General features: G+C 43.0%; 15 protein-coding genes. 7 read left to right on the top strand and 8 right to left on the bottom strand.

Annotation, left to right across the window (positions count from 1 at the left end):
- Positions 1–65: 65 nt before the first annotated feature.
- Positions 66–1094 carry an alpha/beta hydrolase gene (locus tag Q0895_RS00155; protein WP_299185312.1) on the bottom strand — a complete coding sequence of 343 codons (1029 nt, stop codon included), beginning with the start codon at positions 1092–1094 and terminating at the stop codon, positions 66–68.
- A gap of 112 nt (positions 1095–1206) precedes the next feature.
- On the bottom strand, positions 1207–1371 hold the full coding sequence (locus Q0895_RS00150; protein ID WP_299184566.1) for a rubredoxin: 165 nt from the start codon (positions 1369–1371) through the stop codon (positions 1207–1209).
- Between the two features lie 278 nt (positions 1372–1649).
- Between Q0895_RS00150 and Q0895_RS00145 the strand changes: the two genes are divergently transcribed.
- Positions 1650–2219: an adenine phosphoribosyltransferase gene (locus Q0895_RS00145; protein WP_299184564.1), complete on the top strand. Its 570-nt coding sequence runs from the start codon at positions 1650–1652 to the stop codon at positions 2217–2219.
- Between the two features lie 91 nt (positions 2220–2310).
- On the opposite strand, the gene Q0895_RS00140 is transcribed toward Q0895_RS00145, so the two are convergent.
- On the bottom strand, positions 2311–3249 hold the full coding sequence (locus Q0895_RS00140) for a transaldolase (protein WP_299184562.1): 939 nt from the start codon (positions 3247–3249) through the stop codon (positions 2311–2313).
- A 499-nt stretch (positions 3250–3748) separates the two neighbouring features.
- Between Q0895_RS00140 and pheA the strand changes: the two genes are divergently transcribed.
- The 6 genes from pheA to Q0895_RS00110 all read left to right on the top strand — a co-directional run bounded on the left by pheA (position 3749) and on the right by Q0895_RS00110 (position 11015).
- Complete coding sequence (gene pheA / locus Q0895_RS00135) at positions 3749–4930, top strand: prephenate dehydratase (protein ID WP_299184561.1); 1182 nt, start codon at positions 3749–3751, stop codon at positions 4928–4930.
- A 190-nt stretch (positions 4931–5120) separates the two neighbouring features.
- Positions 5121–6245 (top strand): histidinol-phosphate transaminase, encoded by a 1125-nt coding sequence (hisC, locus tag Q0895_RS00130; RefSeq protein WP_299184559.1) that lies wholly within the window; start codon positions 5121–5123, stop codon positions 6243–6245.
- A 204-nt stretch (positions 6246–6449) separates the two neighbouring features.
- A complete protein-coding gene (locus Q0895_RS00125; RefSeq protein ID WP_299184557.1) occupies positions 6450–8792 on the top strand; it encodes a bifunctional prephenate dehydrogenase/3-phosphoshikimate 1-carboxyvinyltransferase in 2343 nt (780 codons plus the stop codon).
- Between the two features lie 252 nt (positions 8793–9044).
- Complete coding sequence (gene rarD, locus Q0895_RS00120; protein WP_299184555.1) at positions 9045–10007, top strand: EamA family transporter RarD; 963 nt, start codon at positions 9045–9047, stop codon at positions 10005–10007.
- Between the two features lie 62 nt (positions 10008–10069).
- Positions 10070–10480, top strand: a complete 411-nt coding sequence (folB, locus tag Q0895_RS00115; protein ID WP_299184553.1) for a dihydroneopterin aldolase — start codon at positions 10070–10072, stop codon at positions 10478–10480.
- A 1-nt stretch (position 10481) separates the two neighbouring features.
- Entirely contained in the window at positions 10482–11015 is a 534-nt protein-coding gene (locus tag Q0895_RS00110; RefSeq protein ID WP_299184551.1) for a 2-amino-4-hydroxy-6-hydroxymethyldihydropteridine diphosphokinase, read from the top strand.
- Between the two features lie 168 nt (positions 11016–11183).
- Here the strand turns inward: Q0895_RS00110 and Q0895_RS00105 are convergent, their stop codons facing one another.
- The 5 genes from Q0895_RS00105 to Q0895_RS00090 all read right to left on the bottom strand — a co-directional run bounded on the left by Q0895_RS00105 (position 11184) and on the right by Q0895_RS00090 (position 14713).
- Complete coding sequence (locus Q0895_RS00105) at positions 11184–11918, bottom strand: glucose 1-dehydrogenase (protein WP_299184549.1); 735 nt, start codon at positions 11916–11918, stop codon at positions 11184–11186.
- A gap of 160 nt (positions 11919–12078) precedes the next feature.
- Positions 12079–12210 (bottom strand): hypothetical protein, encoded by a 132-nt coding sequence (locus Q0895_RS13435; RefSeq protein ID WP_366139903.1) that lies wholly within the window; start codon positions 12208–12210, stop codon positions 12079–12081.
- An 89-nt stretch (positions 12211–12299) separates the two neighbouring features.
- Positions 12300–13190 (bottom strand): serine O-acetyltransferase, encoded by an 891-nt coding sequence (gene cysE / locus Q0895_RS00100; RefSeq protein ID WP_299184547.1) that lies wholly within the window; start codon positions 13188–13190, stop codon positions 12300–12302.
- 240 nt (positions 13191–13430) lie between these two features.
- Complete coding sequence (locus tag Q0895_RS00095) at positions 13431–14327, bottom strand: RNA methyltransferase (RefSeq protein ID WP_299184545.1); 897 nt, start codon at positions 14325–14327, stop codon at positions 13431–13433.
- Positions 14327–14713 (bottom strand): Hpt domain-containing protein, encoded by a 387-nt coding sequence (locus tag Q0895_RS00090; protein WP_299184543.1) that lies wholly within the window; start codon positions 14711–14713, stop codon positions 14327–14329. The genes Q0895_RS00095 and Q0895_RS00090 overlap by 1 nt, the downstream gene beginning before the upstream one ends.
- Positions 14714–14749: the final 36 nt, after the last annotated feature.

Here is a 14749-nt window from a genome sequence, read left to right as displayed (position 1 = left end):
TATGCTTCTAGCCTCTTTTTTTTGGAGTTAATAGAATAGAGCTTTAAAAAAACAATATAAACTGTTTAATTTAGTAGATGATTGCGTATTAAATCAACAAGATAAGGTTGATAGTACGCTGGAATATCATGTGCCATGCCTTCAATTAAATGAAACTTTGCATTTGGAATGGTCTTGGCCACTACGCGACCTTGCGAGGCCGGCAGTAAGCCGTCCGCACTACCATGAATAACGATGGTCGGCGCTTTGACTTGTTTACTGAAGCGACTAATAGAGCCTGATGCCAAAATAGCATTCAACTGTTGCACCGTACCTAGCGGGTGAAAGTTACGTTGATAGCGAAGTTTGGCAATTTCGCGTACCGTTCGTACATTAACATGACCGGGCGTCCCTACTGTTTTCATAAACCAAACACTATGGCGCACAATATCACGCTCAGAATGACTCTCAGGGCGATTGATCAAGGTATATAACTGCTTAGGTTTAGGTGGCTTTAAAAAAGCGCGATTGGTCGTGGTAAACATCAGCGCTAGACGCTCTACTAAACTTGGATAGCGCGCTGCAACGATTTGTGCAATCATACCGCCCATCGAGGCACCAAGCAGATGCGTACTACCAAGATTCAAAGCCTTGATCAGACGTACAGTATCTTCTGCCATATCGGTTAGATTGTAAGCGACCTGTTGGCTCTTGTTGGACAGCCCTGTTTGCAGACGCAGCATCATCTTAAGCTGGCTCACACGCGGCAATCCTTCAATCTGAACTTTAGAGGACAGACCAATATCACGATTGTCGAAACGAATCACAAAAAAACCAGCATCAATCAGACGTTTGATAAAGTCATCTGGCCAAAACACCATTTGCGAACCAAGACCCATAACCATAAGCAATGATGGATGCTCAGGATTTCCGCCAGCTTCGACACATAGGTTGATACCATCACCAATATCGATCATGGCTTGATAAAGATGATCGCTCAAATCTGAAGCTCGCCAGTTATGCTCACCAAGCTTTTCCCAAGCAGGTGTAGGGTAGCTGTGTGCTGAATCAGCAGATATTAGAGGACTATCAGAAACATCAGATAAACCTGTCACCTCAGATGAGCCTATAGCCTGTGTGTTTATAGGCTCGTTTGAGCTGGAATAAGGGGCGTCATTGGAATAATTCGAATTCGTCATGAGATATCCTAGTTAGCGTTCTGTAAATCTAGATTTCCATCATCTCAAAATCTAACTTACCAACACCGCATTCAGGGCACGTCCAATCATCAGGAATATCGTCCCATTTAGTACCAGGAGCGATACCTTCTTCAGGGCAGCCAAGCTCTTCGTCATAGATCCAACCACACACAATACATTCATAACGTTTCATACATAATCCTATTTGTTACTAGTTCTATCGCTATTAGCGGCTTGCAAAAACGCACGTAGTTTATCATAGAACAATACTTTACGTGGTTAAGTTTACACTTGTATATTGAGATAAGTGAGCATTTATCAAGTTATAGATTTTATTTTACTTAGCGTAATCGACCTTATCTATTTGCGTTTTTCCATCAAAATGACAGACATTATGTTATGATAAGCGCCGCTAATTTGTGCATGATCTGCATTTTTACTACTGTATATGATTTCAAAGAAAGGGTTACTATGAGCGTTACTACCGCTGCCATACCAGTTGATAACAAGTCCGAGCCATCTCATGCACGTAATACTGACCACCCATTCTGGCAAATTATACGTACTGTACCTGACTTTCCAAAAGTCGGCATTGATTTTTATGATATTACACCGTTACTGCGTAGTCATATTGATGAGGTCATCGATGCGCTTTTAGCAGCACTACCTGATGGACTGATTGATGAAGTGGACTGTTTGGGAGCGGTTGAAGCGCGCGGTTTTGTATTTGCAAGCTTACTGGCAGGTCGATTGGGTAAAGGAATGATACTGCTACGCAAACCGGGCAAACTGCCTCCGCCAGTTGCCAACAAGGCTTATGCGCTAGAGTACGGTAAAGATACGCTTGAGATGCAAAACAACTTGCCGCCTGAGCGTGTTCTATTAGTTGATGACATCTTGGCGACCGGTGGCACGCTTACGACTGCTTATGAGCTATGTAGATCAGCTGAGCATACGGTAGTAGGTGCTTTAGTACTGCTTGATCTAGTCGATCTACATGGTGAATTTCCAGTACCTGTTTACACCGTTTTAAAAGCTTAAAATTGCGAACGTGCACAAAAAAGCGCTCTAACTTAACTGTCAGAGCGCTTTTTTACTAAACGAGGGTAGCTATATTATTTTGTATGAATTATTAGCGTAACGCTGCCAATGTCTGAGCTAGCTCCTCACGTGCACCAATAAAGCCGTCAATGCCTTTGGGCAACAAATCTTGTGTGATTTTATCCTGTTGATATTCGTGGATGAAGGCTTCATGAGTCAAGCTGACCTTTTTCATAGCATCTGCCTCTTTAGCCATAGCAGGCGAGAGTTGGGGCGTGACGGTCACATCCATTGCGGCGAGCTCATCGATAAGGTTTGGAGCAATAGTTAGTAAGTCGCAACCTGCTAGCGCGATTATTTGCTCAACTGAGCGAAAGCTTGCTCCCATCACTTGTGTGTCATAGCCGTGCTGCTTGTAGTATTGATAAATAAGCTTTACAGATTGCACTCCCATGTCATCAGTGACGGGGACGTTTTGGCGATTTTGTTGGCGTTTTTGCCAATCTAAGATACGTCCAACAAAAGGTGAGATGAGTGTTACCCCTGCATCAGCACAAGCGACGGCTTGGTGTTGTCCAAATAATAACGTTAAGTTGCAATGGATACCTTGAGTCTCAAGGTAGCGCGCCGCTTCAATCCCTTGCCAAGTAGCCGCCATTTTAATCAAGATACGCTCAGAGTCGACGCCTGCTTTTTGGTAAGCTTCCATAAACTCTAAAGCCTTATCAATGGTCGCTTGTGTGTCGTAAGATAAACGAGCATCGACCTCTGTAGATACGCGGCCTTCGATCAATTCTAAAATATCGCAGCCAATTTGAATGGTAAGTGCGTCGATGACTGCATCTACATTGCCTTGATGTTGGCTCATGGTTTCTAGCAGCAGCGCTTGATTGTCAGAGTTAATAAGCGCTTTCGTGATTAAGCTTGGATTGGTGGTCGCATCAATAGGTTTTAGTCGCGCAATAGCGGCAAGGTCGCCTGTATCTGCAACAATAGTGGTCATGGTGCTAAGTTGTTGTAATGCGCTCATCATATATCCTTATGAAAACAGTTAACGGTAGCCATTCGCCTAACAGCGGTATGGCTCATATGAAACTGTAGCACAATTTGCGATGTAATTTTGCATGATAGTTTGGCTTGTACTGTTCTATAGAGCATATATACTTAGCATTTATAAAAAAGATGGTGCTTTATCATAATTTTGCACCATTTAATTTATTTACGCATGGGCACTGTGCATGGTTTTTGCTATAGTAGAGGCGGCCGATTGATTAGCGATTGAATTTGCCTAGTGTTAACTTTAAAAGATAAGTTATAAAGGCTAGGTGATACAAACCAAATTATAAAAACTGTGCTACCAAATATAGCTGAGATATAAATAAGCTATCGTCAAGCGTAAGCGATCAAGTCAGATAAATGGTAGACAAAAAAATAGAAAAAAGACACCTCAAAGATATTAGTGGAATACTAAATCCGTTAGTATTTAAGATTGTAGTGACACCTAACAGTAATAAAAAGGATGGGCGGTAATGAGTGAGCAGTCATCAGAGCAAAACACAAATAATCTAAATCCAACTGCCGCAGGCGCAAGCGAAACCTCGACCGATCAAGAGTTTTTGAACCAGCTGCGCCAGAGTATCGATGCAGTAGACTCTGAAATCCATACACTGATTAATGACCGTGCCAAGCTGGCTCAGCAAGTGGCGACTGTCAAAAAAGAGCATGTAGCAAAAAATGAGGTCGCCGCCGAACAAAACCCCATTTTTTATCGTCCCGAACGTGAAGCGCAAGTATTAAAAGCAGTCATGGAGCGTAATACTGGTCCGATCTCTGATGAAAAGATGGCGCGTTTGTTCCGTGAGATTATGTCGGTCTGCTTAGATTTAGAAGCACCGCAGCGTATTGCGTTTTTGGGTCCGGTCGGTACTTTTACCCATGCTGCTGCCCTAAAGCACTTTGGTAAAGCTGCTGACACGGTACCGATGACGACCATTACTGACGTGTTCCGTGAAGTTGAAGCGGGCACTGCTATGTATGGCGTGGTACCCGTTGAAAACTCTTCAGAAGGGGTAGTCAACCATACCCTGGATGGGTTTTTGTCTTCATCATTAAAGATAATTGGTGAAGTTGAGCTGCCCATTCATCAAAACTTTTTAGTCGCTGAGCATACTAAGGTTGAAAGTCTAAGCCGTATTTACTCCCATCAGCAGTCGCTTGCCCAATGCCGTCATTGGCTCGATGTTAATTTTCCTAGTGTTGAGCGCGTTGCAGTATCAAGCAATGGTGAAGCGGCTCGTCGTCTCAAAAACGAATGGCATTCTGCTGCCATTGCCGGTGATGTTGCTGCTGCCGAGTATGATTTGCATAAGCTGTATTCAAATATTGAAGACAATCCTAGCAATACCACGCGCTTCTTAATCATCGGTCATGAGGCAATTGCACCATCAGGGCAAGATAAAACCTCGATTGTGGTTTCAGCTCATGACAAAGCCGGTGCATTGATCGAAATCCTCAAGCCGTTGTCGTATCATGGTGTATCGATGACTAGTATTGAGACCCGACCTGAACGTCCTAATAAATGGGCTTATGTATTCTTTATAGATATGAACGGTCATATTCAAGATCCAAACGTTAGCGCGGCTATCGCTGATATACGTCCGTTAGTGAAGGATGTGCGTGTACTAGGCTCATATCCGAAAGCAGTGCTATAGTCTGTTTACCATAAAAGAGTTATAGCGTTAACCTTGCTTAAAATATGAAGTATACATCTGCCCTTGGTTGCCTTATAACTCTTTTGAATCGAAGGAACTATGGAGGCTAGGTTAGGTAAACGACTCTTTGTTATTCGTTCATTGTTGGTATTAATACGTAATAGCTGGACATAACATTTAAGGATAAATCATGCAGCCTACTAAATCGACAGAGCTAGAACTGTCACCGCTGACTCCAGCTTATGACAGTATCTTAGAGCTGGCACCGTATCAAACTGGTAAGCCAGTTGAAGAGTTGACTCGCGAATATGGCGTTTCTGATGTGGTAAAGCTGGCGAGCAATGAGAATCCAATAGGGTGTTCTCCGCAAGTAACATTGGCTATTACTGAACAGTTAGGAAAGCTGGCGCGTTACCCAGACGGAAATGGTCATTATTTAAAGCAAGCGCTTTCTGACTTCACTGATGTGAATATAGAGTGTATTACTTTAGGCAACGGCTCCAATGACTTGCTTGATATTTTGGCACGCAGCTTTGTCAGTGCTGATGATGCGGTGGTGTATAGTCAGTATGGATTTATCGTCTATCCGATGGTAACGAAAATGCAAGGAGCAACAGGTATAGAAGTGCCTGCGCAGCGATTTGGCCATGACTTGGATGCTATGCGTCAAGCAGTAGAAGATAATCCCAATACCAAGATGGTTTTTATTGCCAATCCTAATAATCCAACAGGCACTCAGCTTCAGCATAGAGAACTGCACAAGTTTGTTGCAAGCGTCCCAAGTTCGGTATTGGTAGTATTGGACGAAGCCTATATTGAGTATAGCCCTGAAAGTAATAACCGTGCGCTGTTAGATAAGTTTAACAATGTGGTTATTGTCCGCACTTTTTCTAAAGCTTATGGCTTAGCAGGTCTGCGCATTGGTTACGCACTCAGCTCAACTGCCGTAGCGGATCTGCTTAATCGTATTCGCCAGCCATTTAATGTCAGCCGTGTTGGACTTGCTGGAGCAGTTGCGGCACTTGGCGATCAAAGCTTTATTGAAGAAACGCGTAAAACCAATCAAGAACAAATGCGCTGGTTAGAAAAACAGTTTGATGCGTTGGGTTTGGCTTTTATAAAGTCCCACGCCAACTTCATTATGGTTGAGATTGAAGATGCTGCTGATATCTATCAAGCACTGCTTGAGCAAGGGGTCATCGTGCGTCCACTTGCAAGCTATGGCCTAGACAACTGGTTGCGTATTACTGTAGGCATCGCAGAAGACAATTTACGTCTTATTGATACGCTGCGCTCTATTTTAACCAATGATTAAATAAACACGGTTAGTCTAGGGTGTGTTGATATCGAGGTTTTTAGTATTTATAGATAATTATCATTTGTGACATAATCGAATGTAAGGCATGCCTTTATTTTTAATGAAAATACTGGGTCTGTCATTCAACTTTTATAATGCCAATCTAAACCTACGATCAAACTTGAGTAGGGATAGGGATTGGTTTGTTCAACGAGAAAAGCCGTGAATAGCCAGCAAGACAAGCAAAAAAATAATAAACAACCGCTTTTAAATGCTCAATCTTCCCTATTTAAACAGGTATGCGTGATTGGCCTAGGGCTAATCGGCGCCAGCCTTGCTCAAGCCATTAAAGATAACGGTCTCAGTGAGCGTTTGGTGGCGGTAGATAGGCATGCGCCAAGCATTGATGAAGCCATCCAGCATGGTTTACTTGATGCTGGTAGCTCTATCATTGGTGACGTGGTTAGTGGTAGTGATTTGATTGTCATTGCTGTACCGGTACAAGCCGTACAAGCGGTATTTACCGATATCAAAAACGCAATGGATAATGGCCAGCTCGCGACTGATTGCGTTATTACCGATGTGTGTAGTACTAAGGTCAATATCATTGAGGCTGCAAAAGCCGTATTTACCCCATTACCTGTAGGCTTAGTGCCTGCACACCCGATTGCTGGTGCCGAAAATTCAGGGTATCATGCCAGGCGCGCCACATTATTTGCCAATCATAGTGTCATCATTTGCAAGCTACCAACGACCAATTCTTCCGCGATTGCCAAGCTACGTCGATTGTGGGAAGCAGTAGGGGCTACAGTCATGGCAATGGATGCTGAGCATCATGATGCTATATTGGCGCATACCAGTCATTTACCGCACCTGCTGGCGTTTAACCTTGTTGAGCAGCTGGCAAGTCATGACGATAATTTAGATATGTTTCGCTATGCAGCAGGCGGGTTTCGGGACTTTACTCGTATCGCTGCTAGCGACCCCAAGATGTGGCATGATATATTTTTTGCCAATCAAAGCGCGATTGTGAGCGCCCTTGATGAGTACAGCGTCTATCTACAGGACATACGCCAACTCATCATTGATAAAGATTCAACCGCCCTGATGGGCCTATTGGGCCGCGCGCAAGCCGCACGGCGACATTTTGGCCATATGTTAGCCAGCACCCCTTATACGGATACCTCTGCTATGTCAGCTTCTTACCTTATCTCTCCTAGTAACACCGTCACAGGCACCATTGCTATTCCTGGTGACAAGTCTATCTCCCATCGTAGTATTATGTTAGGTAGCCTTGCGACAGGTGTGACCAATGTCACTGGTTTTTTGGAGGGGGAGGATGCACTCGCAACCTTACAGGCATTTCGTGATATGGGCGTGACAATCGAAGGTCCTGATAATGGCAATCTGACTATTCATGGCGTTGGTATGAATGGCCTAAAACCAAGTAAAACGCCGCTCTATATGGGCAATTCAGGTACCAGTATGCGCCTGCTGTCCGGTATTTTAGCCGCGCAAACATTTGATAGCGTGTTGACAGGCGATACCAGCTTAAATAAACGTCCGATGGAGCGTGTCGCAGCACCACTTCGAGAGATGGGTGCAGTCATTCAAAGTACTGGGCATAGTGGCACAGCGCCGCTTAGTATCACTGGTCGTGATAATGTTGGCAAGCCGCTCCAAGGCATTGAATATGATATGCCAGTGGCATCTGCTCAGGTGAAGTCTTGCTTGCTATTGGCAGGATTGTGGAGCGAGGGTACAACGACTGTCACTCAGCCTGAAGTTAGCCGCGACCATACCGAACGTATGCTGTCAGCCTTTGGCTATCCTGTGACTGTCGACGGCAATCGTATTAGCGTTACAGGCGGTGGTACGCTTACAGGTGGTGATATCGCTGTCCCTGCTGATATCTCATCTGCAGCCTTCTTTATGGTAGCCGCTGCTATCAGTCAAGGTAGCGATTTGACCTTAACACAAGTCGGTATTAACCCGACACGTACGGGTATTATTGATATCTTAAAGCTAATGAATGCTGACATTAGCCTAAGTAATGAGACTCATGTAGGTGGTGAGCCAGTCGCTGATATTACGATTCGTAGCTCAAACTTGGTTGGTATTGAAATTCCAGGGTATCTTGTGCCACTCGCAATTGACGAGTTCCCCGTATTATTTATCGCTGCTAGCTGTGCACGCGGTCGTACAGTGTTGACTGGTGCAAAAGAGTTACGTGTGAAAGAGTCTGATCGTATTGCTGTTATGGCTGATGGGTTACAAACCTTAGGTATTGATTGTACGGTTACTGAGGACGGCCTGATCATTGAAGGGCAGGGTGCTCAAAGTCAAAACGGTGAAGTAAATAATAGCCAACCTATATTTGGTGGTGGACATATCACCTCGCATCATGATCATCGTATTGCCATGAGCTTTGCTGTTGCCAGCCTACGTGCCTCTGAGCAGATCACTATTGAAGGGGTTGAGACAGTCAATACCAGTTTTCCAGGATTTGCAGAGCTTGCCAATCAAATCGGTATGTCTATCCAAGTCGATCATGGCGATGCATAGCTATTAGAAATACTAAGCTAGTAATCGTACTAAGAACAAACCTAAACGAGGATTAATTTGAAATATTTTTGACCTTTATACGCTATTTTAATATGCAGTCATCGTTAGCAATGTGTTGATACCTAAATGGGTATAACGCATTGCTTTTTACTTTTATCCTACATGTAGTGACCCTGCGCTCTTACCACTAAATCTTTATAGTTTATAAAAATAGGTGAGGTCGCGCTTTGCTCTAATAAGTTGTCTTGCCTTATGACTACCCAAAATGTTGTTAAAAAACCAGTAGTCCCGATTAAAACTACGCGAAGCGGTATCGTCACTGCACTAATCGCTTTTTGTATATGGGGCGCGTTTCCTCTATATTTTAAACAACTGGCAGCCTACGATGCAACAGAAATTATCGGCCATCGCATTGTTTGGACATTTGCCTGTTTGCTAATCGTCGTGGTTGTGACCAAGCGCTGGCAATGGATAGATACCTTAAAGCAAAATCCAAGATGGATAGCGTTGACTTTTTTGTCAGGTATTATTATTGCGACCAATTGGCTCACTTACGTGTGGGCTGTCAACCACGATCGTATCCTTGAGGCGAGTTTGGGATATTTCATCGGTCCATTAGTTGGCGTTGCTTTATCGATGATTTTATTTAAAGAGCGCTTGCGATCCTTGCAGTGGGTAGCGATTGGTTTTGCACTATTGTCTGTGATCATTCAAGTGGTCATGCTGGGAAGCTTACCATGGCTATCACTGATTCTCGCCTTTAGTTTTAGTACTTATGGTACTATTCAGCGCCAAACGCCTTTGACTCCTGTTGATGCAATGTTCGTTGAGACCACGATGCTCGTACCTATCTTTATTTGGTGGTTTTGGCAAGCTGATGTAGTCAGTAGCCAGCTTGGCTTTTGGTTTACGTCAAACATTTGGCTGTTAATGCTAGCAGGCCCCATTACCTTGATACCGCTATTACTATTTAACAGATCGACAAAGCTGGTCGCCTATAGCATTTTAAGCTTTATGAATTATCTGACACCGACCTTTATTTTCTTTTTAGCTGTGTTTTATTATAAAGAGCCTTTTGATTTGCATCGCTTAGTAGTCTTTGGCTTGATCTGGCTCGGTCTGTTATTATTCAGCATTGACCTATGGCGTCACAGGCCTAGTAAGGCACTAAAAACCGAGCGTTTACGTGAAGAAGCCTTGCAACAAGTTAAATAAAAATTGAGCAAAGCGTTAGAATCAATAACCTAAACGAGAAATTAGCGAACAAGGATGAAATTATGTTTCATACCGAATCTGATGTGGTATTTGTAAAAGGTTTAAAAGTAGAAGCAGTGATTGGTGTATACGCGTGGGAGCGTGCCATTACGCAACCATTATTGATTGACATAGCGCTTGAGACTGATATAAGTGCTGCCGCAGTCTCTGATGATGTCAAGGATGCGCTAAACTATAAAGCGGTCTGCGATGATGTTAGCGAATGGTGTCAAGATATTAGGGCGCAATTGCTTGAGCATCTGGCTGGGCAAATCGCTGATAAACTACTGGCAAAATACATCTGTCATAAATTAACGTTAAGCATTGCTAAACCTACAGCCATCAAGCCCGCTGATGCAGTAGGGGTACAAATCACCCGTTATGCAAAAGATAATAAAAACAAGCCCGCCACAAGCAAGGCCAATGATACATAATATGCATAAGAAATTGACTGATTTGAACTTTGAAACACTAAAGGTTTGTGCACCCAAAGCGTTGCGAGCGCAGTCCGTGACGGCAGTATTATTGGCTTTGGGCAGTAATCATCAAGCTGAGTATTATTTGCCGCGTGTTTGTGAAAGTCTAGCTGCGTTAGGCGACATGCAGTTGTCTACTGCATTTCAAAACCCTGATTTTACCGCGACTAAAGAGCAACCAAAGCCTGACTATACCAATCAATGTGCTTATCTTTCGCTCAAATCTGAGATGCCTTTATCACAGCTGCAGCAAATTTTTAAGCAGCTTGAACGAGATTGTGATCGACAACGTTTAACAGAAGCGCAGACAACAATAAAAAAGGTCACCATGGATATTGATATCTTAATGATTAAACCAGCTCTTATAGAAAACAGCCTAAGCAGTAAGATAACATTCGAATGGCCAGAGCAATGGATAATAATGGCAGACCGTTATCCATTCAAAGAGCATGAAAATATAGGAATTAAAGAATTAATTTCGAATAATATTTAGTCATACAGATATTAGCACGCACTTTTACGCTCGCTAGCTGTTACACTCTTCACATCTAAAAATCTTTATTATTTAAAAATAACTTCGGTTTAGTATCTCAACAACGAATACAAACGAAAAAATTAAATATTCAACAGATCCTAAGTTAAGCCTTCTGTGCTTAACCAACTACTGCGCCGTCAAACCACCATCAACGATAAATTCAGCACCCGTTGAGTAACTTGAATCATCAGATGCCAAAAACAGCACCATGCCACTGACTTCTTTGGCTTCTGCGACGCGCTGCATCGGAATGGTTTTGGCGAAAGCGTCTACTGCGTCTTTGGTATCGCCTTGGGTAATCATTGGGGTGGCGATGACACCTGGGTGAATTGAGTTAACGCGAATGCCGTGCGGGGCACACTCTAGTGCTGCCGCTTTGGTCATACCACGCACGGCAAATTTAGAATCGGTATAACCAATCGCACCGCCGACCAAACCATTAATCGATGAGATATTAATAATTGAGCCTTGTTTAGATTCTCTCATCGCTGGAATGACGGCTTTCATGCCTAAAAAGACCGATACTTGGTTAATCTCTAAAATCTTGCGGTAGTCGTCTACAGAAGTATCTAGAATGGACTTGTGGGTCGTGATACCGGCATTGTTCACCAGTACATCAATTTTCCCAAATTTTTCTTGTGTTTTTTTAATGACTTGCGTCCAATCATCTTCATTAGTCACGTCATGCTTGATAAATAACGCACTATCGCCAAGTTCATTAGCCAGTGCTTCGCCTTTTTCGCTATTAATATCGGTCAATACCACTTTAGCGCCTTCTTCCATACATAAGCGCGCATGAGTCTCGCCCATGCCTTGAGCGGCACCAGTGATGATGATAACTTTATCTTGTAAACGAGCCATAAGATTTCCTAATCAGTTAAATGATAATTGGTAGAGCAATTACCAAGTATAAGACATAGCGCGTCAATATTGGTTAGTAAACCTTAAAGAGTTGTCTTGAATAAGTAAGTTTTTTGAAAGTGAAGGGTGGTAGTAATAAGAGAGTATTATAAATGAAATTTCAGACAACAGCGGTAATAGCTATGATAACAGCAAGTATTAATGACTGCTTTGTATCACTACCGCTTAATACGACTAAGATAAATGTTGTCAATATGACAGCAAATATTTCAAAAAGTGTGATATAAAGCACACGGCGTTTGATAGGACCTAAGGCAATCAACTCAAACTCCAGTGTGCTTTTTTAGGCTTTTAGTTTCGATAACAAGTTGCCAACTGCCACTATTTATCTTTTGCCTCATTCATGTCTTCTCTATCGATGACATCTATATCTTCTAAGCATAATTTGTCGTATTCTTTTTGACAAAAGTCAGGATCAATTTTGCACATTGCTTTTTGCAGCTGATCTAAGCGTTTTTCAGACTGCTGGATGTGATTGAGCATTTTGGCAAATGCTTCAGCGACTGGATCTTGTGAAGAGGGATCAATACCATAAGCTTGAAAAGCAGTGGCGCGTGCCGTGCTTTGCGTTGTAGTGTTAGGTTGCGCCGCCTGTGCGGCTTTTTCTTGCTGCTTTGCATCATCCACTTTAGTTGTGAGGGGGTTGCCTTTTTCATCATGGTGCTCTGAAATCATGCGAGCTGCGCTACCGACCATCGTTGCACCTGCTGGGACAGGCTTTACGACTACTGCATTTGAGCCAATTTTGGCATTTTTGCCAACGGTGAATGGCCCCAAGACTTTTGCTCCAGCACCAACAATAACACCATCTTCTAACGTTGGATGGCGTTTACCATTATTCCATGATACGCCGCCCAAGGTGACGCCATGATACAAAGTAACATCGTTACCAATCTCAGCAGTCTCACCGATGACGACACCGACACCATGGTCAATAAAGAAACGCTTGCCAATTTTGGCGGCAGGATGTATCTCAATGCCAGTCATAATGCGTGAGCCATAAGATACCACGCGGGCCGCAAGCTTTTGCTCATTTTGCCATAAGCAGTGCGCCCCGCGATGCAAAATAAGCGCATGAATGCCAGGGTAGGTTAAGATGACTTCCAAGCTGTTGCGAGCAGCAGGATCGCGATTGAACACTGCATCGATATCTTCTTTTAGGTCTTGTTTGATGCTAGCGAGCGATCTGAATAAGGCAGTTGGCAATGACATAAATCGTCCTATCTATTCTTGAATGAAATATATTGAGTGAGATACAGTCAGTGGTATGACAGTTATGCTACTTTTTTAAAGATTCATCTATAAGCATACACTTTTAATAGTAAGGTTTTTAGCCTGTTTGCTCACTCATCCTCAAGTTATACCAGCTTTGCATCCTAAAATATAGCGTTGAGCTATAAAATATCCGTAAAAACGTAAATCAATATTTGTTTGGATTTTTTTAGACGGTTTTTAGTCTTTTGATAGTTTGGCAATAAGTGCGCTTAGCAACTGATACTCTTTTTGATCGAGCTGTACGCGAGAGGCAAGCCGCGACAGTCTTGATGGTAATGATTTTAAATGATTACTATCTGCTAGACCGCGCTGAATCATAAGCTCAGTTGTACGCTGGGTAAGCTGTTGTAATTGCTGGTGGGTAATCGCTGGCTCATCCCATTGCTGGCGCAAATGTATGTCTAATAGCGATTGTTCAACGGAGTTTGACTGATTGCTTGAGTCGTTTTTTGGATTGTTGTCGTCGCTATTATCATAAGTAGCACTATCATAAATAACATTGGTATGCGTTTGAGCATAAGCAAAGATAAAGCTGGCAATCACTTGGACAGCTGACGCCACATTGAGCACAGGGTAGGCAGGATTGGCATCTATTTGAATATGGTAATCGGCATAAGACAGCTCTTCGTTGGTTAAACCGCGGTCTTCACGGCCAAATAAGATAGCAATATTGGGTTTATCAGTAGAAAAAGTGGACTGTCTATCAATAAAGTCAAACATGATTTTGGCGGCTTGCGTGGGAGTGACCACAGGACGCGGTAAGTGACGACTACGACTACTGGCGGCAAAGACCAACTGACAATCCTTTATTGCAGCTTCTAGTGTCGGCGTAATAGCTGCTGATGACAATAAATCACTGCCTCCTGCTGCATGTGAAACACTGGTCTCATCAATCGGTAGCTTTGGATCGACGACTGTCAAACGTGACAGGCCCATGGTATGCATGGCCCGCGCTGCTGAACCGATATTAGCAGGTAAAGTGGTATTAACCATGACGACTTGTAAGCAAGACAGGTAGTCGGCAGCGGTGGATGTTGAAGAATAGGATGATACGGATAAGTCAGAGATGCTCATTATGAATTTAGTCTTTTATTGATTTCTAGTTCGACATGCTGTAATGCTAATGCAATGTCTTCTATTAGGTTTGCCTGCTGATCAATTTTACGCTCGCGGCAATGCTCTTGTAGCTTGTGACTCAGAGCTATAAGCTGAGTGGCTCCTATATTAGCACTAGCGCCTTTTAGCGCATGAGCAACTTCAAAACCGTTGGCATTGTCATTAGCAGTTTGTGCTGCACGTAGCGTTACAATACGCTGATGGCTATCAGTAATGTAAGTTCTTATCAGTAATTCAAAATCTTCTTCGAACAAGTCACGTAAATCTTCGAATTGTTCATGATCGATAATATCGTTATTTAAGCCATTGTTTATAGTATTTTTTTTAAGGTGAGATTCGGTCATCAATACATATCCATTATCAAAATAATTGTTTTAATT

Source organism: uncultured Psychrobacter sp. (genome assembly GCF_947495825.1).
GTDB lineage: Bacteria > Pseudomonadota > Gammaproteobacteria > Pseudomonadales > Moraxellaceae > Psychrobacter.
The sequence above is the reverse complement of the archived record's forward strand: the minus strand, read 5'-3'. Positions and strand labels throughout refer to the sequence as shown.